At 45.1% G+C, this 21144-nt stretch carries 28 protein-coding genes and 1 pseudogene; 17 read left to right on the plus strand and 12 right to left on the minus strand.

The features are described from left to right. Positions 1 to 8: 8 nt before the first annotated feature. Positions 9 to 1208 carry an ROK family transcriptional regulator gene (locus HJG54_RS33945; protein WP_316436347.1) on the plus strand — a complete coding sequence of 400 codons (1200 nt, stop codon included), beginning with the start codon at positions 9 to 11 and terminating at the stop codon, positions 1206 to 1208. 10 nt (positions 1209 to 1218) lie between these two features. Here HJG54_RS33945 and HJG54_RS33950 read toward each other — a convergent pair whose 3' ends face one another. Continuing rightward, a complete protein-coding gene (locus tag HJG54_RS33950) occupies positions 1219 to 2190 on the minus strand; it encodes an NAD-dependent epimerase/dehydratase family protein (RefSeq protein WP_316436348.1) in 972 nt (323 codons plus the stop codon). Between the two features lie 131 nt (positions 2191 to 2321). Between HJG54_RS33950 and HJG54_RS33955 the strand changes: the two genes are divergently transcribed. Beyond that, entirely contained in the window at positions 2322 to 2684 is a 363-nt protein-coding gene (locus HJG54_RS33955; RefSeq protein ID WP_316436350.1) for a MerR family DNA-binding protein, read from the plus strand. An 18-nt stretch (positions 2685 to 2702) separates the two neighbouring features. Here the strand turns inward: HJG54_RS33955 and HJG54_RS33960 are convergent, their stop codons facing one another. The 8 genes from HJG54_RS33960 to HJG54_RS33995 form a co-directional block, all read right to left on the minus strand. Next, a complete protein-coding gene (locus HJG54_RS33960; protein WP_316436351.1) occupies positions 2703 to 3110 on the minus strand; it encodes a WxcM-like domain-containing protein in 408 nt (135 codons plus the stop codon). An 86-nt stretch (positions 3111 to 3196) separates the two neighbouring features. Further along, on the minus strand, positions 3197 to 3709 hold the full coding sequence (locus tag HJG54_RS33965; RefSeq protein WP_316436352.1) for a DUF1579 domain-containing protein: 513 nt from the start codon (positions 3707 to 3709) through the stop codon (positions 3197 to 3199). A 63-nt stretch (positions 3710 to 3772) separates the two neighbouring features. Further along, complete coding sequence (locus HJG54_RS33970) at positions 3773 to 4192, minus strand: VOC family protein (RefSeq protein WP_316436353.1); 420 nt, start codon at positions 4190 to 4192, stop codon at positions 3773 to 3775. 309 nt (positions 4193 to 4501) lie between these two features. Beyond that, positions 4502 to 5425, minus strand: a complete 924-nt coding sequence (locus HJG54_RS33975) for a transglutaminase-like domain-containing protein (protein ID WP_316436355.1) — start codon at positions 5423 to 5425, stop codon at positions 4502 to 4504. 30 nt (positions 5426 to 5455) lie between these two features. Next, positions 5456 to 5854, minus strand: coding sequence for a GFA family protein (locus tag HJG54_RS33980; RefSeq protein WP_316436356.1), 399 nt, complete (start codon positions 5852 to 5854; stop codon positions 5456 to 5458). Then, complete coding sequence (locus HJG54_RS33985; RefSeq protein WP_316436357.1) at positions 5851 to 6339, minus strand: SRPBCC domain-containing protein; 489 nt, start codon at positions 6337 to 6339, stop codon at positions 5851 to 5853. The genes HJG54_RS33980 and HJG54_RS33985 overlap by 4 nt, the downstream gene beginning before the upstream one ends. Positions 6340 to 6483: 144 nt before the next feature. After that, positions 6484 to 7473, minus strand: coding sequence for an SRPBCC family protein (locus HJG54_RS33990; protein WP_316436358.1), 990 nt, complete (start codon positions 7471 to 7473; stop codon positions 6484 to 6486). 60 nt (positions 7474 to 7533) lie between these two features. After that, the gene (locus HJG54_RS33995) at positions 7534 to 7905 is read right to left on the minus strand and encodes a metalloregulator ArsR/SmtB family transcription factor (protein ID WP_316436360.1); all 372 of its coding nucleotides are present in this window, start codon (positions 7903 to 7905) and stop codon (positions 7534 to 7536) included. Positions 7906 to 8189: 284 nt separating this feature from the next. On the opposite strand from HJG54_RS33995, the gene HJG54_RS34000 reads away from it, so the two are divergent. Continuing rightward, on the plus strand, positions 8190 to 8657 hold the full coding sequence (locus HJG54_RS34000) for a DUF29 domain-containing protein (protein ID WP_316436362.1): 468 nt from the start codon (positions 8190 to 8192) through the stop codon (positions 8655 to 8657). Positions 8658 to 8681: 24 nt separating this feature from the next. Here HJG54_RS34000 and HJG54_RS34005 read toward each other — a convergent pair whose 3' ends face one another. Together HJG54_RS34005 and HJG54_RS34010 are read right to left on the minus strand one after the other, a co-directional pair. Further along, positions 8682 to 9152 carry a DUF1772 domain-containing protein gene (locus HJG54_RS34005; protein WP_316436363.1) on the minus strand — a complete coding sequence of 157 codons (471 nt, stop codon included), beginning with the start codon at positions 9150 to 9152 and terminating at the stop codon, positions 8682 to 8684. Between the two features lie 6 nt (positions 9153 to 9158). Beyond that, a complete protein-coding gene (locus HJG54_RS34010) occupies positions 9159 to 9791 on the minus strand; it encodes an FMN-dependent NADH-azoreductase (protein ID WP_316436365.1) in 633 nt (210 codons plus the stop codon). Between the two features lie 382 nt (positions 9792 to 10173). Between HJG54_RS34010 and HJG54_RS34015 the strand changes: the two genes are divergently transcribed. From HJG54_RS34015 to HJG54_RS34080, 14 genes and pseudogenes are all read left to right on the plus strand, one after another. Further along, the gene (locus HJG54_RS34015) at positions 10174 to 12489 is read left to right on the plus strand and encodes an NACHT domain-containing protein (protein WP_316436366.1); all 2316 of its coding nucleotides are present in this window, start codon (positions 10174 to 10176) and stop codon (positions 12487 to 12489) included. Between the two features lie 166 nt (positions 12490 to 12655). After that, positions 12656 to 13138 carry an allophycocyanin gene (locus tag HJG54_RS34020; RefSeq protein WP_316436367.1) on the plus strand — a complete coding sequence of 161 codons (483 nt, stop codon included), beginning with the start codon at positions 12656 to 12658 and terminating at the stop codon, positions 13136 to 13138. A gap of 695 nt (positions 13139 to 13833) precedes the next feature. Beyond that, complete coding sequence (locus HJG54_RS34025) at positions 13834 to 14247, plus strand: hypothetical protein (RefSeq protein ID WP_316436368.1); 414 nt, start codon at positions 13834 to 13836, stop codon at positions 14245 to 14247. Positions 14248 to 14255: 8 nt separating this feature from the next. Then, entirely contained in the window at positions 14256 to 14711 is a 456-nt protein-coding gene (locus HJG54_RS34030; RefSeq protein ID WP_316436369.1) for a response regulator, read from the plus strand. A 268-nt stretch (positions 14712 to 14979) separates the two neighbouring features. Beyond that, a complete protein-coding gene (gene psb34 / locus HJG54_RS34035; protein ID WP_316436370.1) occupies positions 14980 to 15288 on the plus strand; it encodes a photosystem II assembly protein Psb34 in 309 nt (102 codons plus the stop codon). Positions 15289 to 15479: 191 nt separating this feature from the next. Continuing rightward, complete coding sequence (locus HJG54_RS34040; RefSeq protein WP_316436371.1) at positions 15480 to 16454, plus strand: orange carotenoid protein N-terminal domain-containing protein; 975 nt, start codon at positions 15480 to 15482, stop codon at positions 16452 to 16454. 305 nt (positions 16455 to 16759) lie between these two features. Next, on the plus strand, positions 16760 to 17314 hold the full coding sequence (locus HJG54_RS34045) for a pentapeptide repeat-containing protein (protein ID WP_316436372.1): 555 nt from the start codon (positions 16760 to 16762) through the stop codon (positions 17312 to 17314). Positions 17315 to 17318: 4 nt separating this feature from the next. Next, entirely contained in the window at positions 17319 to 17816 is a 498-nt protein-coding gene (locus tag HJG54_RS34050) for an SRPBCC family protein (RefSeq protein WP_316436373.1), read from the plus strand. A 372-nt stretch (positions 17817 to 18188) separates the two neighbouring features. Next, the gene (locus HJG54_RS34055) at positions 18189 to 18320 is read left to right on the plus strand and encodes a hypothetical protein (RefSeq protein ID WP_316436374.1); all 132 of its coding nucleotides are present in this window, start codon (positions 18189 to 18191) and stop codon (positions 18318 to 18320) included. A gap of 420 nt (positions 18321 to 18740) precedes the next feature. Beyond that, positions 18741 to 18938, plus strand: a complete 198-nt coding sequence (locus tag HJG54_RS34060) for an NblA/ycf18 family protein (RefSeq protein ID WP_036011902.1) — start codon at positions 18741 to 18743, stop codon at positions 18936 to 18938. Between the two features lie 135 nt (positions 18939 to 19073). After that, a pseudogene (locus tag HJG54_RS34065) lies at positions 19074 to 19196 on the plus strand (chlorophyll a/b-binding protein); the annotation flags it as partial. 26 nt (positions 19197 to 19222) lie between these two features. Then, positions 19223 to 19354 carry an AAA family ATPase gene (locus HJG54_RS34070; protein WP_316436378.1) on the plus strand — a complete coding sequence of 44 codons (132 nt, stop codon included), beginning with the start codon at positions 19223 to 19225 and terminating at the stop codon, positions 19352 to 19354. A gap of 257 nt (positions 19355 to 19611) precedes the next feature. Beyond that, positions 19612 to 19911, plus strand: coding sequence for a P-II family nitrogen regulator (locus HJG54_RS34075; RefSeq protein ID WP_316436380.1), 300 nt, complete (start codon positions 19612 to 19614; stop codon positions 19909 to 19911). A gap of 361 nt (positions 19912 to 20272) precedes the next feature. Then, entirely contained in the window at positions 20273 to 20674 is a 402-nt protein-coding gene (locus HJG54_RS34080; protein ID WP_036011914.1) for a fasciclin domain-containing protein, read from the plus strand. 113 nt (positions 20675 to 20787) lie between these two features. On the opposite strand, the gene HJG54_RS34085 is transcribed toward HJG54_RS34080, so the two are convergent. Further along, complete coding sequence (locus tag HJG54_RS34085) at positions 20788 to 21135, minus strand: hypothetical protein (protein WP_316436382.1); 348 nt, start codon at positions 21133 to 21135, stop codon at positions 20788 to 20790. Between the last annotated feature and the right edge of the window lie 9 nt (positions 21136 to 21144).

Raw genomic sequence — 21144 nt, forward strand, 5'->3', positions numbered from 1 at the left:
AAATTTTTATGCCTGCCCATCGAGAGTCGTTTTCTAGCAGCCATCCTGCCGTATTGAAGCAGATCAACACCGCACGGTTGCTGGAATTACTGCGCTGTCGTGCTCCAATTGCCCGAGCTGAGCTGGCCCGCCTGACGGGATTGACCCGCTCAACGGTCACGGTAATCACGGCAGAATTGATTGCGCAAGGGCTAGTGCGGGAAAGTGGGGAGGTTTCTTCGGCTCGCGGTAGCGGTCGTCCGGGAGTCGGACTCATGCTCAACCCAAATGGGGCGTTTTTTATTGGCGCAGCAATCGAAGCGGAGCACTTGACGGTCGTGAAGCTGGATTTAGCAGCGCAAATCGTGGCCCGAATTCAGCAGCCCTTAGTTGGAACGGAACCACGGCCCGTATTAGAAACATTAGTGCAGCTGATCAATCAGATTCGTCAGACTGAACCTGCTAGCGATCTCCGGCTCAGGGGAGTCGGATTAACGATTCAGGGAGTATTGAACTTGGCTGGGGTTGTGATTCGTGCGCCATTTCTGGACTGGTCCGGTGTGGATCTGCGCTACTATCTACAACCCCATCTCGATTTGCCCTTATTTGTTGATAATGATGCCAATGCGGCTGCGTTAGCTGAGTTATATCTAGGTAATGCCACACAAAGCCCATGCTTGCTCTATATTTTGATTAACAACGGTATCGGTAGTGGCATTGTTATTAACAATCGCGTTTTTCGGGGTGCCTATGGCACGGCTGGAGAAATTAGCGCCCTGATGAGCGATCCCCCTGGACAGGATAATCCCTACGAGTGTGGGCATCGCGTTGGCAAAGAGGACTTGCTGAATCGCTATCGTGAACAGGGCGGCAGGGCAACGAGTTTACTGGAACTGGTAGAGCGCTTGGCAGCAGGAGAATCCATTGCCCATACCGTTGTGCAAGAGTGGGCAGAAATTTTGGCACGAGGATTAATCAGCGTTGCTAGTCTGCTCAACCCAGAACAAATTGTCTTGGGTGGGCCTTTGACCGTCTTGTTTCCCTATGTCAAAGACACCCTCACCAACCAATTACGGAATCAAATGCCACGCCAGGGTGAACACGGGTTCTTTAGTAATCCCAAAGCTAGGTTGACCGTATCGGCATTTGGTGAGGATGCTGCGGCAGTGGGTGGTGCTGTCTTGGCCTATCAATCGCTGTTTCAGGTTCCGGATCTAGTTTTGTTATGAGATGCATATTTCATCGATAGAGATTTACCAACTCTGTCAACCCAGAATCGCGAGTCACAATTGGAACATAGCCGAGTTCTTGCTGCGCTTTGCGATCGGTGAAGGTCACTTCTTGCCCAATCAACCGAACCATTGTTCGAGTAATTGGCGGAATATCTTTACGCTGTGTTATTCTCCAAATTGTTTCCATCAATCCAGCAACATTCCAGGCTAGCCATCTTGGAATACTCAACTGTCCTGGTTTTACTCCAACAATGTGTAGCAAAGTTGTCACCCATCTGCGAAACTGCACAACATCTCCATCACTCAAGAAGTAGGCTTGTCCGCCCGGACTTCGTTCTGCTGCTAGAATTGCTCCATGACAAACATTGGCAACATGAGTTGTCATGTAAGGATAATTGCCTTGGTCGATCCAGATGAATTGTCCGGTATTTACGGCTGTTGCTAGCTGAGGCAATACATGATCTCCATTTCCCCAAATCCAGGAAGGCCGAACCACCGAGGTTCTAAATTCTGGTCGATTTGCTGCAATCACTCGTTGTTCTGCGATGCTTTTTGTAGCAATGTAAGGAGAAAATTTAGGTTGCTTGAGCGGATAAGTTTCATCGATTTGAGATAGGGGTTGACAATCGAAGACAGAAGCTGCTGCACCAACCTGGACAAAGCACGGAACATTTGCCGCTCGTGCTGCTGCCAAGCTACACTCAGTCCCAACCACATTGGTTTCATAAAAAGCTTTGTATGAACCCCAAATGCTTAGAAGACCTGCAATGTGGAATACAACATCGCAATCTTGCATGCCTCGGAGCATTGCTTGTTTGTCTAGTAAATCACCTTGAACCGCCTTAGCGCCTGATTGAGCCACTTGTTTTGTAGCCCGCTCGGATCGTGCCAAAGCAATCACCTCATCTCCACGAGCGCACAGTATCTGAATCATACGGCGACCAACAAACCCGGAACCACCTGTGACAAAAACGCGCATAATCCTCCTATAACGCTCAGGCATCTTCTCAAAGAATGAGTTTATAGAGCGTCCAATGTATTTCGTTTCAGTGTAAGCTGTGGAGTATAGTCCACAGTCAAGCGACAATTTCAAAATTTAGGGGGACTACAATGTTGATTGGTGAATTGGCAAATGAAACAGGCTTGTCGAAGGATACAATCCGCTTCTACGAAAAATTGGGATTGATTGAGGCGAAATCACGGCCAGCAGGGACGAGAACCTATATGGAATTCGGTCCGGAGATGATAGAACGAGTTGTCCTGATTACACAAGGTAAATCTTTAGGATTCACACTCCATGAAATTAAGCATCTGATCAATACCTGGGGAAATGATTCGGTACCGATTGCTGAAAAACTAGAAGTCATTGATCGCAAACTTGAGGAGATCGATGGAAAAATTTGTCAACTTGAGGAAATCAAACGTTATCTAACTAGAAAGCGCAATAGAATTACTCAAACCTCGCCAGATTAAATACTTTAAGACTGATTGCTATAAGGGGCGATGCTGCGTTCCCTCACCGGGCGTAATAAATAACAGAGAGCTGAGTGAATGAACTTTGGCAGTATGCCAGATTCCACGCGGCACCAACACATAATCACCTGGAGCATTCAGAGAGACAGAGTTTTTAGTTCCATTTTGCTCTAAGATAAAATCAACCTGACCCGACAGGAGACAGACAAACTCTTCTCCAGCAGGATGCATTTCCCAGCTATTCCAGCTTTCCTCAAAGTTATAGTGTGAAATTAACCGCTTTCCTTTGAAATCATCGAATTTCTGTTCAAGATCTTCGTAAAAGCGATGGTTCACCGCAATTGGGATAGCATCACCATTGTCTCCAAGCACAACGTAGGTAGAGGTAATGTTAGAGATGTTAGAGGAAGTTTGTTCACTAGTCATTCAATTGCCTCCCAAAAATCATAAATGGAGATTTGGCAATATAGAAGCTGGATAATGCTCTATAGCTCAGGTCAGGCATTTTGTAATTACTTGCGCCGGTAGTTCACAGTCATGAACTGATGCCATTGCCCATCTTCACCCAGGGCATGGGACGTCATCACTCGATGGTTATTGTCTTTCAACTCAATCACGTCCTTGTACTTTGCCATTTTGCCATCACCAGACATTGACGGCCCCTCATTATTCAGCGTCAACACGGTTTCCGAGGCATCTAGTTCACCCTCGTATAGCCAAAGGTACGACATCATTGACCCAACCCAGGTGCCGACGAATTTTTGCTGCTGTGGGTTGTAGCCAATTGTCATCACGGTTGTAGCGGCACCGCACCCAGGCATTTCTCCCTCTCCTTCGGCTAGCACCCAGAAACCGCCTAGAGATTTCACAGTTTCAGTTCCGGTTGCCTTTACAGGAGGTTGATCGGATCCCATGATTGCTTCGCTTTCATAGACCCACTCGCCAACCAGCTTTTGCAACCACTCATGTTCCTTTTGAGGTTCAGACTGCATGGTAGATTCTTGTAGAGTTTGGTTCGTTTCCATATTTTTGCTCCTTTGTACTGGATTGCCGAATATTCAAGAATAGGTAGCGTGTGGAGGCTCGGTTCAGGCTGCTTGATCGCAGTTAATCATCCAAGGAATCCCGAATTGATCGACGAGCATGCCAAAACGGTAGGCCCAGAAGGTTTGCTGCAAAGGCATCCGCACGGTACCGTTTTCCGCCAGCGTGTGAAAGATGCGCTCTGCTTCTGCTGGATCAGTGAGGCTAATCGATACAGAAAACCCTTGGGGGGTTTCAGTGTATCCCGGTGGATTATCAGAACCCATCAATTCCTGATCACCAATTTTCAATCCCACATGCATGATTTTATGTCGCCATTCTACTGGCATTTTGTCTGTCATGGATGCATCTGGTGATTCTGCATAGGTCATCAGGGCTGTGATTTTACCACCCAAGCATTGTTCATAAAACTTGAATGCTGCTTCACATTGGCCGTTAAACATTAGATATGGATTTAATTGCATTATGGTACTCCTTGAGTAGATGGTCAAATCAATGATTGAATGAACTACTGACTAGTTGAGGAATAGCGCTCGGCTTTCAAAATATTGATCTGCCGACTGGTAGCTTTCTAGAAAAACTGACGGTTTGCCAGAAAATCAGAGAGGAAGTCAGGCTGCGAAAACTAGAGTTTAGATAGCAAGTCTAGATAGCTGGAAATTTGACGTTTTCTCTACTAGCTGTCTAGAGTAAAAGATGAGGTTCCCTCACTTGAGTTCAGTTCAATTGTACTATATTTTGTCGAGCACACTGCTTGCCGCAACTTATTTTAATTAGAAAGATCCAGAAAGAGCGTTGAAGTTGTTCTCAATTCTTTCCAGGCAATTCAGTACTCCGTTGCAGACTGTAGCAGGTACGCGCAGCCGATCGTCGCTTTCATAGCGTTTACACAGTTCTGGTAAGGAAGTATCGGGTGATTGAGCAAGGGCAGCCAAGTCATCAAAAAAACCAAGCTGCTCCTGATTCAACAATTCATTCGAAGGAGGAATAGCGCCCCAAACGTCCCAAGGCAGCATTTCTACTTTGTTGAGCGCTGCAACATCACGAATAAGTTCCCCAGCAATAAACCAAAGTCCGCGCAAGTCGCCCTTGAAAATCCCAAACTTTGCTGGATCCGCAGTACCTGACCGACACTGCACCCAAGCATCGCTCGCCATGATGAAGTTATGTCGTGGTACATCCAGAATGTTGTGCTCAATCTTTAATTTCTCTCGCCAAATTTCGTCGAATTGTGGATCGACAATAATCCAACGTGATTCTAGAGCATGCCAATATTCGCAGACTACATGTTCTTCAAAGTAAGGTGGATTGAAATAAGTGCCGAATCCACAACGATATCGCGCAGGAATGCGCTTAGCTCGCAGGATGGCGACAAGCAACAGCGCAAAGTGATGACAAATTCCAATCAACCGCTGATTAGCAGGTCGAGCCACGGAAAGCGGCTGATCGTTGAGCGCGAGGAGATACTCTAACATACTCTCAATCGAGCGAAGATGGGTTTCACGTTTGCGCTGCTCTGGAATTGTAAAACCATAAAAGTCGCGTGCTACATATTGGTACAGCACTAGACCTTGAATAATGTGGGTTAATTTGCTAATACTGTTTGGCAACTCATGAAGCAGGGTGGTGTATTGTCCAGCAGATGTCATCGCAGTCGGATGCGAATAGAAATCGAGTATTTGTTGTTGTGTTGTCATACAAACTCATAAAGTAAAGAAGATCAAAATTTATAGATGCTGGATCTCGATTGGTGATGATTGCCAGTTGTTGTGGCGACCATCAACATAAGTGATTGGTGAATTGATGAGTTCAGCAATCTCGACATCATCCAAACAGGTAACATGAATGGCATAGAATTTGCCTTCTGGACCCTCTCCCCAACCGAATGAACGCACTCCGCAGTGCTTGCAAAACAAATGGTGAATGTTTTTGGTGTTGAACTGGTATTCGGTTAGATCGGCGCTGCCTGCGAGGAACCGAAATGAATTAGGTGGAACTGTAGCGAGCCAAGTTCTTGTCTTAGTACAAATTGAGCAGTTGCATTTGAAGGTACCCTGACTCAAATCAAGATCGGCTTCATAGCGAACGGCACCGCAATGACAGCTTCCTTTGTAGGTCTTCTTCATGAAATTTCTCCTAGCCTTGCATCTGCTAGATAGACTTCGAGGCGATCGAAACATTCAGACCAACCGGTTTGATGCGAATTCCGTGACTCAACAGACTCGAAAATAGCTTGGTGGAAGGTCATCCGTGTCTTGCGGCCCTGTTCTGTTAGGGTGATGGTGACAAGGGTTTGGTGTTTGGGTTTGCCCTGTTCATCCTCCCAAGCAAATGTAAAAACCAGCCGCTCTGGCTCAACGATCTGTTGGTAAATACCCTGCATCCAATGGTTTGTGCCTTCGGGGGATTGAATACAGGCTCGATAGGTGCCGCCCAATCGCACATCCATCTGACAGAAGGTAGTTGTAAAATCCTTGGGGCCTAACCAGCGCGCAAAATGTTCTGGCTGAGTCCAGACCTGGAACACAAGGCTACGCGGTGCGTCAAATATACGGGTGATTGTGAGTTCGCGTTCAGATGTCGCTAATGACTCCTGATTTTTTGCAATCATGATGCTTTTCCATGTATTATGTTCTGTACAACCATACGTCAAGGTGAAGACAGATTCGATATTCACCTAATCAACTACTTTTGCTTCAATGGCGTTTGATTGCTGTGACTGCGCATATTGTGATACTAGAATCGTAGACTGCATCTACATCATTGATTTGAGCAGGTCCTCAAGGCGGTTGAGAGTTTGCTGTAGTCCCACGTCCATCCCCGATTGCAGATGCCCATCTCGCTGCTCCTTCGAGTGATGTTGAATCAGGATATGTAAGGTTGTTTTACCGTTCTGCTCGGTTAGCGTTAGCGTATTCAGGTGATCGCTGTTGGGAACGGGTTCGTAGCGTTCAGTGGCAACTAACCGCTCTGGCGGCACAATCTCACGGTACTCGCCTGAAAATCCGTGCTCAGTGCCGTTGCTGGGGTCATACAAGACATAGCGCCAACTGCCGCCCACGCGCAGATCGATTTCGCAAACGGTCATTGTCATGCTGCCGCAACCGAACCAGCGTTTGACATGTTCAGGTTTGGTCCATGCCTCGAAGACAAGCTGACGCGGAGCATTGAAGACGCGAGTCACAGCAATCTCCCGATCCGACGGTAACGTTAGCGTGAAACCATCCTGCTGATGTTTGAGCTGGGTTGCTAAGAATTCATCAAGGCAATCGAAGCTAGAATTCCATCCAGCAACCACGCCCATTTCTTCATGCTTGCGGCGATCCTCATCTGTGGCATGTACAATCTGGAGCGTCAGTTTGGTCTTGTCGCCCATCTCCTCGAACAGGATAGTCATCACTATTCCCTGGGGTAGATCCGCGTTGATCACCTGCTCAAACCCCTCATCAAATTCATCACTGGTGACAATGCGTTCAGGAGGTACAATTTCGCGAAAAACACCTTTGGCCGGATACTCGGTCCCATCTGGACTTACCATCACATAGCGCCATTGACCACCCGGACGCAGATCTAGCTCAGTCACATGGGTCGTAAAGCCTGCTGGTCCCCACCATTGCTCAATCTGGTTTAGCTCGGTCCACGCTTTGAATACGAGTTCTCGCGGTGCATTGAAGATGCGGGTAATAATAAGCTCGCACTCGTTTTGCGTACCATGCGCATCAGCAGCACTATTTTGTTTCAACATGTTATTTCTCCTTGAGAATAGAACGGTAGCATCAGCCTGTACTACCGTATGTACCGCAGGTCAGGTTTCGCCCTCCTGCTGTTCCTTCGCTTGCAATTCCTGGAGATATTCATCCAACCGATCGAAACTCTGTTCCCAAAACTGACGATACTGCTCAATCCAATTTGCCGCGTCCTTCAGCGGTTCTACCTCTAGCCGACAGGGTCGCCACTGTGCTTCTCGACTCCGGGTGATCAATCCAGCTCGCTCTAGCACCTTGAGATGCTTGGAAATGGCAGGCAAACTCATCTCAAAGGGTTCGGCTAGTTCTGTCACCGATGCTTCACCCTTGGCAAGATGGGCCAGGATGGCCCGCCGAGTCGGATCGGCAAGGGCAGCAAAGGTGTTGCTCAATTGCTCCTCTTTCAGAGACGCTTCGTGAACAGTGGACATTCGGAAGGTATTTAACCGCGCAGTTAATTAACCACTAGGTTAAATGTACTAGTCGAGAAAGTCAAGCCCTAATTTCGGAGACGGCGCTTGCGCTGTTTTTGGGATGTTCGAAAGCCTTTTATTTGTTTGCCTGGATCTTAAATGGGTGATTTGTTCTAGCTATAGCAACGGGCAAAACAGACCTCTGGGATTGCTAAACCCCTGGCTCGCCCGCCATCGGAAACGGTTCTCACGGCTTCAACTGTGGTTATACAATGAGAACGGGACGTTAGCAGGAAGCTGTTATGCAAATTCACTCTCAATCTCAACCAGCTTCATCACTTTATGAACAGGACTTTTATCTATGGTTGCAACAGATGGCACAGTTACTCAAAATACGGAATTTTGAGGAGGTTGATTGGGATAATTTGATTGAAGAAATTGAAAGCATGGGACGCAGCGAAAAGCGAGAATTGAAGAGCCGCTTAATCGTCTTAATTGAACATTTGCTCAAGTTAATCTACTGGGAAGCCGAGAAAGGAAATAACGCTCATGGGTGGCGAAGCACGATCATTGAGCAGAGAAATCAGATTGAACTTGCCCTGGAAGACAGTCCGAGTCTCGGATCTCTGCTACCAGAGATATTTCTGGATTGCTATAAAAAGGCGCGGCAAGGAGCGTTGCGGAAATACCAGCTATCCCATGATCTATTTCCCGAAGAACCCCCTTTTCAAGTAGAAGATGTTCTCAATCCAAACTATTTACCTGAGTAGAAAACCTGTTTCAACCTGCTAGCCTTACCTTAACTTTAAGGCAATTGTCAGCAATGTAGCGGCTGCCAGCGCGGTTATTGTGCGAACATGGTTCCAAAGCGTCCAATTGGTTAGATATCTATTCCAGTGGTTTGCGGCTTCAGGGCTATCAGGTTTGACGGCGGCTAACGCGTTATTCAGCGGTACATTGAAAGCAATCGTCACTACAACTGTTCCGATTAGATAAAGCAAACTACCTACTAGCAAATAAACTGAACCGAGTTGGTGCCACTTGAACAGCGAGGCGATTACCCACCCAAGGCAAGCCGCCCCTGTACCAAACAGCGCCACCATGAATAATGGATTAATCGCCGTGATATTGATCGCCTGCATGGCGACAACGCCGTCTCTGGGCTGAAGTCGAGCTAGCGCACTCATGACAAAGGTCGAGAAAGCAAAGAAAACTCCGGCCACTAGCCCACAACCTAATGCTGTGAATAGCTTTAATGTAAACATAGACTCTTACCTTCCTACGAGTTGAGCAATTTGGGTGCGAGCATGGGCAATCGATTCTGCCAAACCTGTACCGCCTAATTCATCATTTTCAACATGCACAAAGGTAACATCGGTAATCCCAATGAAACCAAACACCGTTCTCAAATAGGGATCTTGATAATTCAACATCTCGTATCGCTTACCTGTTCCATAACCAGATGCTCCGCGTGCTGTGATGATAAACATTTGCTTACCTAAAACTAACGGCTTGTAAGGGTTTTCAGCATTCTCTGGGGTAAATTCAAAGGTGCGCCCAATTCGGACAATTTGATCAATATAGGCTTTCAGCATACTGGGAATGCTGTAGTTGTACATGGGAACACCAATCACATAGATATCGGCAGCCAACAGTTCGTCTACTAGCTGATCGCTGATGTGAATAGCATCTTGAAGATCGAGAGTACGTTGGGTTGGAGGAGTATAAGCCGCCGCAATCCAGGATTCCGTGATGTGAGGAACAGGGTTGCGACCGATATCCCGATAGGTAACGGTATTTGCCGGATGGGTTCGTTTCCAAGCTTCAACAAATTCTCTAGTGAATCGACGTGACCGCGAGCGTTCATCTCGTGGGCTTGAATCGATGTGCAATAGATGAGCCATATCGTTTTTCTGGTGAATTACCTTTTTAGCATAGGCAACTTATTCTCGGCTCAGCTATCTAATTCTTGTGGTACTGTCAAAATCTTGTTGTCAGTTTTTATGTGCCAAGCCCATGATGCTCGGATTCAAGCAGGTGATGCTGCAAAGTCCAGGCACTGGTGCAGCCTGACATGAACTGAATATGCCGATTATCCACCCGTATAGAGCTTACTTTTGCTGTAAAAATTTGGATTTAATTTCAAACCTGCTAGTGATCAAAGCTGCTGCTTTAGATTTTGTATGATTTCACTAGAGTGAAAAGCGTCTACCATAGAGAAAGCAGTAAGATGTTTGATTTTTATAAAAATTTAGGTTTCAAGTCTTGATATGAGTTTTTTATTGTATGGTCAAGCGATCGCTCCGGGCATCCCCTGCTGGCATTCAACGGGCTAGACGCGCCTTTGCTTTGAAGGGATGGACGCAGGAAAACCTGGCAGGGGAGGTGAACTTAAAGACCCGTCAGCCCATCTGGCGATTTTTTACCGGCCAACCCGTTGATCGGCAAATTTTCCTAGCAGTCTGTTCGATCCTCGATCTAGATTGGCGAGAGACTGCACTAAATCCGCCCGCAGATTTTCCTGAACCTGGAGAGACTGTTGATACAACTCTTCTAGAGGATATCGATGCGCTGGTGCAACGGGTGCGCTCACCCCATCATGACACCATTCAAAACCAGTGCGGCATCTTGCAGCTATTAGACATCAATCGCCCGGTCAGCTTGGATGACATCTATGTAGATGTCAATATTTTGGAGGACATTGCTAGTCAACAGCAGTTCGAGATCGCTGATCTGCGCCACCTAGGCCCCGCCGAATTTAATCGAGTTGGGCTGGGATTTGTAGAGCAGAAGCAAATTCCGGGCATGCATGCCGTTGAAATCTATTCAAAGCTGAGAATTTTGGGTAAACCAGGGGTCGGCAAAACGACCTTTTTGCAATATCTGGCGATTCAGTGTAACCGGGGCGAGTTTGCTGCTGATCAAGTGCCAATTTTTATTTTATTGAGAGAGTTTGCAGAAGAGTCCAGGCGCAGTGGCGAATTTAGCCTTTTTAATACCATTTATCAGGCGTTTCTCACCTCTGGAATTTCGAACCCGGCTGTGGTTGAAACCTTGCTGCAAGCGGGCCGAGTTCTGCTGCTACTGGATGGCATGGATGAAGTGCGCAACCAGGACATCGCCGCCGTACTTAAAGAAATTCGTAAATTCTCGGATAAATATTACAAAAATCGATTTGTGGCATCTTGTCGCACTGCCTCCCAAAAGCTGCGGTTGCGAGGCTTCACCGATGTGGAAGTTGCGCCCTTTACGCAAGCCCAGATCACGACCTTTGCACAAAAATGGTTTGTTGCTCTGACTAAAACAACGGCTCAATCAGGGTATGATCAGGCTGCTCAGTTCATTCAAAAGTTAGATTTACCAGAAAATTGGCAGTTTCGCCAACTGGTGGTGACGCCTCTGTTTCTGCATCTTGCCTGCTGGGTATTTCAGGGTCAAGGGAAATTGCCGACCAAGCGAACCGAGTTTTATAAGCAAGGGCTGGATTTGCTGCTGGGTAAATGGGATGAAGCTAAAGGGGTTGAACGTGACGACGCCTACCGAGAATTCCTATTGCCCCAAAAGCTGAGGTTGTTGAGTCAACTTGCAGCAGTAACCTTTGAGCAGGGTCAATACTTTTTTGAACAACGCACCATTGAACAGTATATTGGGGACTATTTGCGGAGCCTGCCCGGTGCAATCTTGGAATCCGAGGAACTCCAACTTGAAAGCGAAGCGATGCTGAAAGCGATCGAAGCGCAACATGGACTCTTGATCGAACGAGCACGCGGAATTTTTTCGTTTTCCTATCTGGCATTTCAAGAATATTTCACGGCGCGCAAAATTGTTGCCAGTCATAATCTGGGGGGATTAGAGCAAGCGCTGGGAGGGCTGGTCAGTCACATTACCGATCCGCACTGGCGGGAAATATTTCTGTTGACGGCGGCCATGTTACGCAGTGCCGATTCGCTAGTGCAGTTGATGAAGCACCAGATTGATGCCTTAGTTGCCCAAGACCCTTATCTGCAAGATTTTTTGCTGTGGGCTAGTCAAAAATCCCAGGCGATTCCAACCGAACCGAACATTGCGACCGCACGAGCCTTCTATCTTGCCCTTGGCCGCAATCCGCATACGTTAGATCACTTTACGTTAGCTAGCACCCTCGACCAGGGAATGTTTTTAGATGCGGCGCTGGATCATTTGTTGCTGGAGTTTGCTACCAACTACAGCCAGGATTTTGCCTATGTTAATGCTTGTAGTGAAGCACTCAACAACATTCTGGTGATGGTGCTAGATGCTGGATTTTACAAATCTCTTCAACAATTGCGAGATCAATTGCCTGCTCCGAACCAAAACCGGGAACGGCTTCAGGCTTGGTGGCAAGAAAACTATTCGGTTTGGGTAGCACAGGTGAGAGACACGATCGCCCATTACCGCAATCTTTATCACCCGTGGCAGTTTACTCCTGAGCAACAGCAGGTACTACAACACTACTATGATGCCAATCAACTCTTGATCGATTGTTTGAATAGCAACTGCGAGGTGACAGCGGCAATTCGGCAAGAGATTACAGCCACGTTGCTGCTGCCGAAACAGGAACTCGAAGATCGGGAATGGCAATGAAACATGACGCTGCCTTCTGTAGAACCTTTGTCTGTAATCACGTTTTGTGCCCTGATCAATCAATTCACTCAGGAAATGAAACAGTCATCTGTCACACTAATAGGAGTTGTAACGCAGTACAGATGAACAATTCTCAAATTCAATAAGGACTTTAAGGAACCCGTTAATGAGTATCATCAAGAAAATCATTGTGAATGCAGATGCGGAATGTCGCTATCTCACTCCTGGAGAAATGGATCAGATCAAGTATTTTGTCATGAGTGGCGATCGCCGCCTGCGCTTGGTCAAAACTTTGACGGACAGTCGTGAGCGCATTGTTAAGCAAGCCGCAAGTCAGTTATTCCAACGTCGTCCCGACTTGGTTGCTCCAGGGGGGAATGCCTATGGCGATGAAATGACAGCCACTTGCCTGCGGGATATGGATTACTATTTGCGCTTGATTACCTATAGTGTGGCGGCCGGAGAAACCACTCCCATTGAGGAGATTGGGGTGATTGGAGTTCGCCAGATGTACAAATCCCTCGGTACGCCTATTGCTGCTGTTGCTGAAGGCATTCGTGCTATGAAGGCAATGACGACTTCCTTGATGTCAGGAGAGGATGCTAGTGAAGTAGGCGCTTATTTTGATTACTTGATTAATGCGCTTTAGTGAGATGACGACTTTATATTGCGGTTTGCAGTGTATTATGTTTTGTAACTTATTCAACCTGATTTCTAAGCAGACAAAATACGCCTGCAATTGCACCTGAAATAATTGTCGATGCGATTTATCAAGTAAGTCTATCAAGTAAGCCTATCAAGCAAGCCGTCTTCGATATCATTTTTCTCGCCTGGTTGATTCAAGATTTGAACTACCAGGTTTTTTATTTGGGGGGTTCCCTGTTTCACAGATAAACGTTTGTGAGATATTTTATACATATTCAATCTTTTGTTGCTGATCAATTAATTTTTGTATCGTAATCAACCAATTCATGCGGGGAATCAAGCGGTGATTGTCTAGAGTGGCAATGAGGCAAAATTATCCATTCCATGCGGACTTTAAATTAAAGATGGATAGTCTATTAATCGATCTGACAACCTGATCAAACCAATCTATAACGAGCAGATATATCTGTCCGTGTTGCTCAACCGTTTTACGCTGTTGCGGATGGAAATAGTCATCCATAGTAGTATTGCCTAAGTAGTATTGTCTAAGTAGTATTGCCTCATCCTACGCAAATGTAGGTTGACTGAGCTGCAATCCCTCATCCTTAAGGTCGATTGGTTTAGGAACCTTCTCATTGTTTTTTCAATTTGCTTTTGCAATTCTAATCGAAGACCCTGACAAGGAGTTTGATGATTGCCATGGCACTCACTGAAATGACATTCGATGATCTAATGCGACTGGAGCAGTTTCGTAATGAACGTCTGCGTAGCTTCTTCGCTGAAAGTTTATTGCATTGTGTCTTCCGCCGTGACGGCCATAAAGTGCTGCTCATTTGTTGTCCAGAAGCTTGGATTGTGGATAAGTTACTAACAGACTTAGAAGAGTTATGCGATTACGCATGGCTGATCTTAGGATCTGAAGCGATCGCGCTATATTTCGCCCAAGAGGAAATTTGTCGCATTGGACATAATAGAGTTCATTATGAAGTTCATAGTAAAATTCATAATAGAGTGCATAAGGCTTCGATTGGTATTCGTCACAACATTCTAAGAAGGAGTTGGCCACTTCAGAAAGATTGTAATAGAAGTTCCTTCCGCTTAAAATCCCTGTAAATATCAATATGTTACTTACAAATGAATTCCTTCTAAACCCTAGAATCCTCGAAGATGTTCAAATCCTTGTAGTAGAAAACGATTGTGATAGCAGAGAACTGTATGCTATTTTGCTAGAAAATCAGGGTGCAACCGTGACAACATCTGGATCGATCCAAGATGCATTAAGCTTTCTAGATTGGGGCGTTCCCGACCTGTTGATTTGTGAAATCAGATTCTTGGGTGAAAGTGTTTACCCATTGCTGCAACGAATCAAATCCCTTCGTATCACTGGCAGAAAGATTCCCATCCTAGTCACTTCAACCTGTTCTCCAATCAGCCTGACTCAACAATTGATGGTAAAGGTTGAAGCGTATTTACTCAAACCCATTGACATTGACGATTTTGTTCATCAGGTTTGGGATCTTCTCCTGCCCAGTGTCAGACTTGTTAGAAAATCAGAGATAGTAAGCAGCAGTTGCTAAGATGCTCTACAAGTGCTGAATCTAGGACGCGTTTTCAACAAGAATGCCCCCTTGATGTTAAGCAGGTCAACAAATTAAACAATAGATAGAGTGCGGGCATCTTGCCCCTGCCAGCGTCTCGTTGGTACTATCGAATCCTCAAAATAATGATATTGATCTGCTTAAGTCCTAGGGTGTATGGCTTTGAGCGATTAGTAGCCAATTTGGCAATGCGTTTGTTGTTTAAATAGACTATAATTGTTAGTACAGAACCTACTTGAGGAATCCCATGAGCTACATTAAAACCCAAGGGAAAACCCTCAACCCTAATGAAAAAAATCGAAGTGATGGTAGTGAACTGATTCCTGCTGAAGTTCAAGCCAATGTTCGCCTTAATGAAGCCGACTTGATTGATGCTTCTTTTACAGTTGGCTACACCATCGATGATGAAGGACTGATCAACAACTTCACAATTGAGCCTGATATGTACCTATCAGATTATCCTTCACTCCGACAACAGCGACACTATATTGTTCTAGGAGCAGGAGCTTTCTCCCTGGTTGTTCTCCTTCTTCTGACTGCTTTTCTGGTTAGTTAGATATCTATGGTGCTGCTCAGATTCATATATGTTGTTCTTTTGAATCTGAGCAATGTATGTCCACCACTGGCAATCTAATCTAGACAATCAAACCATCTGCAACCAATTTTTTCATTGATGCGACTGTATTTCTTTCTCTAGACCAGTTGCATCATTCTATTGCTGATAAGTAATCCAGCGCAATCAAAATTTTGGAGTTTTCTATGCCTTTCACTACAGAATCTGCTCAGTCTATCTTTTCTGATACGCGGATTGCTACCGTTGTTCCTAAAACAATCGCACAATTTAACCAACTCAAAGCAGAAGATCAACTGGCATTGATCTGGTTTGCCTTTACTGAAATGGGTAAGACAATTACTATTGCGGCTCCAGGAGCTGCCAACATGCTGTTTGCACAAAATGTCCTCGACCAGATTAAGCAGATGCCTGCTGCCGAGCAAACACAGGTCATGTGTGATTTGGCGAATCATGCTGATACCCCCATTTGTCGGACCTATGGTTCTTTGACAATGAACATCAAGCTTGGCTTCTGGAACCAGTTGGGCGAATGGATGGAACAGGGAATTGTTGCTCCCATTCCTAAAGGCTATCAGCTTTCTTCTAAAGCAAGGTCTGTGTTAAAGGCCATTGAAGCTGCTGATCCAGGGCAGCAAATTACCATCCTCCGCAACATTGTGGTTGGCATGGGATTTGACTCAGAGGACTTAGACCGACCCCAGAAAGTGGTTGATCCTGTTGTTGTTCCAACTGAATTGGCGAACCGAACTCAAGTCAAGATTGAAGGGCTGACCCATTCTACGGTGTTAAGCTATATCGACAACATGAATGCGAATGACTTTGAGGCAGCCTCCAACCTATTTGTGGCCAACGGTGCCCTACAACCCCCCTTCCAAAAACCAATCATTGGTCGTGAATCAATCCTTAGGTATATGCGCGAGGAATGTATGGGACTTAAGCTAATACCAGCACAAGGTGTTGTTGAAAGCCCAGAAGAGGGATACACCCCTATCAAAGTAACTGGCAAGGTTCAGACTCCTTGGTTTGGCAGCAGCGTGGGCATGAACATTGTGTGGCGATTTTTGCTTGATCCTGAAGGCAAGATTTTCTTTGTAGCGATCGATCTATTAGCTTCACCTAGAGAATTGTTAACTTTAGTTCGGCGCTAATCTTTGGAACATCAGTTCTATAAATTTTGATAGATATTGATACTGGATTGGGAGAGGTAATCTTGTGAGATCTAATTTTCTCAATCCATTTCTCTCCACCCTGCTTTACGAGAAAAAATACTCTTCACAGCTCGTTTCATTTAGATGTGCTACATTTATTCTGCATTTCTGAAAGTTTATACCTCTTGAAGCGCTGCAATATCGAAAGACTAAAGATTCTACTCAAATCCAGGACTCTACTTAAACCCAGGACTGATCTTGAATAACAATCACTACTAATACTAAACTGAAGGCGAAGGGAAAAAATGGATGCTCAAGAGATTCTGAGACTTTACGCAACAGGACACCGCGACTTTAGTCATGTTAATCTGGTTCAAGTTTGTTTGACGAATGCAAAGCTAATTGGTGCCAAACTAATTGGTGCTGAATTGGTTGGAGCTGACTTACGTGGGGTGGATTTAACTGAGGCTCACCTCAATCAAGCAAGGCTCAATCAAGCCAATTTAGCTCATGCAGCAATGATTCAAGCCTGTCTAACCCATGCTGATTTGAGTGGAGCAGACCTGAGTGGAGCCAATTTAACTCATGCTGATTTGAGTGGAGCAGACCTGAGTGGAGCTAAATTAGGGGGAACGGATTTAAGGGAAGCTGACCTCAGCAAAGCGGATTTGAGTGGTGCTGACCTACGCGGAGCAGATTTATGTAGAGCGAATTTGAAGGAAACGGACCTCAGTAACGCAAATTTGGATGGGGCATATTTAGACGAAGCAGATTTAACCGGAGCAGATATTGAGGGAGCCAAGATTGATAAGGCAGGATTGAGGGGAACCCGAATGCCTGATGGGGTTGTTTATGCCTAATTCAATGGATCATTCTAAACTGATGCTTCAACGTAGTGTAGAAGTGGAAGTAGATTGTTCTGTGCAGCAAGTTTATGATCTCTGGGAAAACTTGGAGAACGTGCCGCGTTGGATGCCATTGGTAAAAAGCGTCAAGCGTTTACAAGAGGACGATGAATTGTGGCGCTGGACGTTTGGGCTAGAATTCCCGTTACTAATTGAATGGACCTCGCGCATTACTCAGCGCATTCCCCTACGGCTAATTGCCTGGAGTTCGGTTTCTGGACTCTCGAACCAGGGATTTGCTGAATTCTTTCCAACGGATCGAGGCTGCCGTTTGCGCTTGACCCTTGCTTTCGATCTGCCAGGAGGAATTGTAGGGGTATTCTTGGAGAAGATGGGTTTAGATCGTTGGCTAGAGACAAATTTAAAAGAGAGTTTGAACCGCTTTCAGTCTCAAATTGAAGCGGAAGTACTTCGGCAGAGCGTTACACAGAATAATGCTGCTTATTCTATTGAATAAAGGTGAATAAAGGCTATTGAATGAAGCCCTTCGCCTGCTTGGATGTCTTATGAAGTTGCCTACGCTGAGATGCAGCAGATGGTGCTTTAGCTACCCAATTTGGGCTTTTAAATTTGACTGAAATAAAAGTATAGGTTCAGGTATCTGAAATGAGAAATGGTTAAGGCTAGTAATTGCGAAGTATGATAGATATATAGATGGCGAAAATGCTATACGTTGCGAGTTAACTAATATAGGCGCTAATGAGGCTTTGAAACGATATGCATATGAAAAAATAAATTTCAGATTGCAAGATTTGAGGAATTTAAGCTTCATTTAAGCTTAGGATTTCGCAAACGATTCGCTTAAACTGAGTTTGGTAGGAGAATTGTGATGTCAAAGCAACAAAAAGGGAACAGAGAAGCCAAAAAACCGAAAGCAGCTTCTGATGGAACTAAGAAACAAAAGAAAGATCCCAAACGGCATGATGGCACTATTACAGGGCTATTTGGTGATTCAAAATAACTCTTGTTGATGTGATTTAATCCTGCTCACTTAATTTAGTTCGACTCCCACTACTAATTTAATAAGAGTAGGTGGGAGTTTTTTATTAAACAAATAACCCAGGAAATGAAACACTATGGTGTCAAAGTTAAGTTGGTAAGCAAAGGTAACATCAAACGTAGGGCAGGATGCCTGCTGGCGGCAGATCTGCGCTATAGATTTACCGCTTTATCGGGTTGCTAGCTCAATAGAAGTAATTGATTGAATCAAGCTTTTAAAGTCAAAAACTAAGAAAATAAGCTGCAACAATATTCCTCAAAACGGTCAATGATGTAAATAGTTTGTTATACTAATTTATATGACAATATAGTCAAGAATTTGATTCCATCTTTGTCATCAGATTCATAATTTTCGTCCTAATTAGATCACGGGGAGCTAGCTATGGATCAGGCGATTGAACTCACTCTAGAGCAGGATTTTAACCTCAGAAACTTTGCAGATCTAGTTCAGCAAATGTCTCTTGAGCAAGCGCAAAAATTCCTGATTGAGCAACACAAACTCATGATGCTTCGGGAAACAATGTATCGGGATCTGCTAAAGCGTGAATGGAAATTAGATGTGAATTTTATCTCCCTTTGAGATGGCAGACAAATCCCGCATCTCATAGCTAACTTGATTCTTACAATTACACTACTTGGGGTAAATATCATGGCAGACTCTACAAAAGTAACATCTTCCAACGTTGGGGAAACCTCGAATCGTAACGGCTGGGTTTGGGGATTTACCCTCCAATCTGAGATTTGGAATGGTCGTTTGGCGATGATCGGATTTGTGTCTGCTCTTCTAGTTGAATTGGTTTCTGGTCAAGGCGTGCTTCACTTCTGGAATTTGATCTAAGTTAGTACGCTGATTGACCCTGTATTGTGTTCATCGATGAGTTGGATGCAATCGGCAAATCGCATAACAGTAGTAGGTTATACGACGGCAATGATGGGCAGGAACAGACGCTGAATCAGTTGCTATCTGAGATCAATGGATTTTCCGCCGTGCCATGAGCGATGAAATGGCTCAAGCGATCGATAGTGAAGTGAAAGAAATCGTTGAAACTGCTCATCAATAGGCGCTAGCAACGATTAAGCACAATCGGGATTTGCTAGAAACTATCACCATGCAACTTCTGGAAACAGAGGCACTCGAAGGAGAAAAACTGCATCAGTTGTTGATCCAGGTTCAGGTTGCAACCTAGTGCTCGTACAATTTCAGTCTGCTTCAAGAAGATTTAATCAGCAATACAACTATTTTTGGGGGTTTTATGCCTTCTTCTTTAACACAAGGTGTTCTCGTCACAATTATTGGTGAAGCTGTTTTACAGGATCGTCTGATCCACCTGCTCACAAAACTTGGTGTGTCTGGCTACACGATTATTCCAGCGCAAGGTGCCGGCAGTCATGGGAGACGTATGGGTGATATGGCGGGATATAACACTAATATTGAGCTTAAAACAATCGTTGCCCCAGAGACATCTGATCAGTTGCTGGAAGATCTGAAGCCGCTTCAATCTAATCACGCTTTAATTGCTTTCCGACAAGCTGTAGAGGGTTTGTTTGATTAGATTCTTGGTGTTTTCGATACACTTCTGGTCCAATCAATCAACTTCGTGCTGAGGAGCAGTTAGCCCGGAGAAGAGGCATCAAAGCCCGGAGTCTCTGACCCCCGGATGTAGGAAAAGTTCTCTCAAAGGTTTCTAAAGAAAAAGCACTGACGGTTTTTCCGCTGCGTGTCGAAGACGACAGTATTTGGGTAGATGTATAAGAGTAAATAAGCAGTTAGTCTACTCTTGCACAGCTCATAAACATATATAAAACGAAATTTGTCGTATAAATTTGAGTATATAAATGCTATACTAACTAGTGTTGACCAATCATATTAACCAGATGAAAAAGTTGACAGATGACACATACTAGGTAAAACACATGGCTGATATTGTTGATACTGCTGTTAATGCTGGTTCTTTCAGCACCCTGGTTGCTGCCGTCAAAGCTGCTGGTTTAGTCGAAACCCTTAAAGGTAAAGGGCCATTTACGGTGTTTGCTCCAACGGATGAGGCATTTGCCAAGTTACCTGAAGGTACAGTGGATGGACTCCTCAAGGACATTCCCCAGCTCAAGAAAATCCTGACCTATCATGTTATAGCTGGCAAGGTCATGGCGGCGGATGTGACGAAGCTAAAATCAGCTAAAACCGTTGAAGGTTCAGATGTGGCGATCAATGCCTCCAAAGGCGTTAAGGTGAATGATTCTACAGTAACAACCCCTGATGTGGCGGCTGACAATGGTGTCATTCACATCATTGATACTGTGTTAATTCCTGCATAAACCCTTTCCCAAGAGTAGCAACTGCTGTTCTTGGGCCTACAATTTTTGTAGCTAGGCTTGACTGAGTTCTACCTGTCGCTCTTGCTCTAGCTTCTGAGATAGTTGCCCTACTGCTAAAGTTCTGCCCCAACTTGCTGAGAAACGATGATTCTACCTCGGATAAAATGATGCTCCTCTTTGCGCTCGTTACAAGGTTCTACAATCATCGTGCCATCTACTCTCGCATAGAACTGAGCGCAAAGTTTACCTTCGTGCTGATTAATCAGAGCCAGAATTTGATCTGAGGTCATTCCAGCAAAGTCATAGACATTAAGCTGACAAATGGGGCACTTTCTGACTGAGCGATCGCCTACCATCGCTCTCCAAGAAACTGTACAAGGCTCCTGCACTGTAATTTTTACGTCTGCAATCTGACGAATTGCCCTCAGCCGCCTTTCTTTGCGGGATAGCTTTTTTGACATAGCTGAACT

This window comes from Leptolyngbya sp. NK1-12 (genome assembly GCF_032598965.1).
In the GTDB taxonomy this organism is placed as follows: Bacteria; Cyanobacteriota; Cyanobacteriia; order Elainellales; family Elainellaceae; genus Elainella.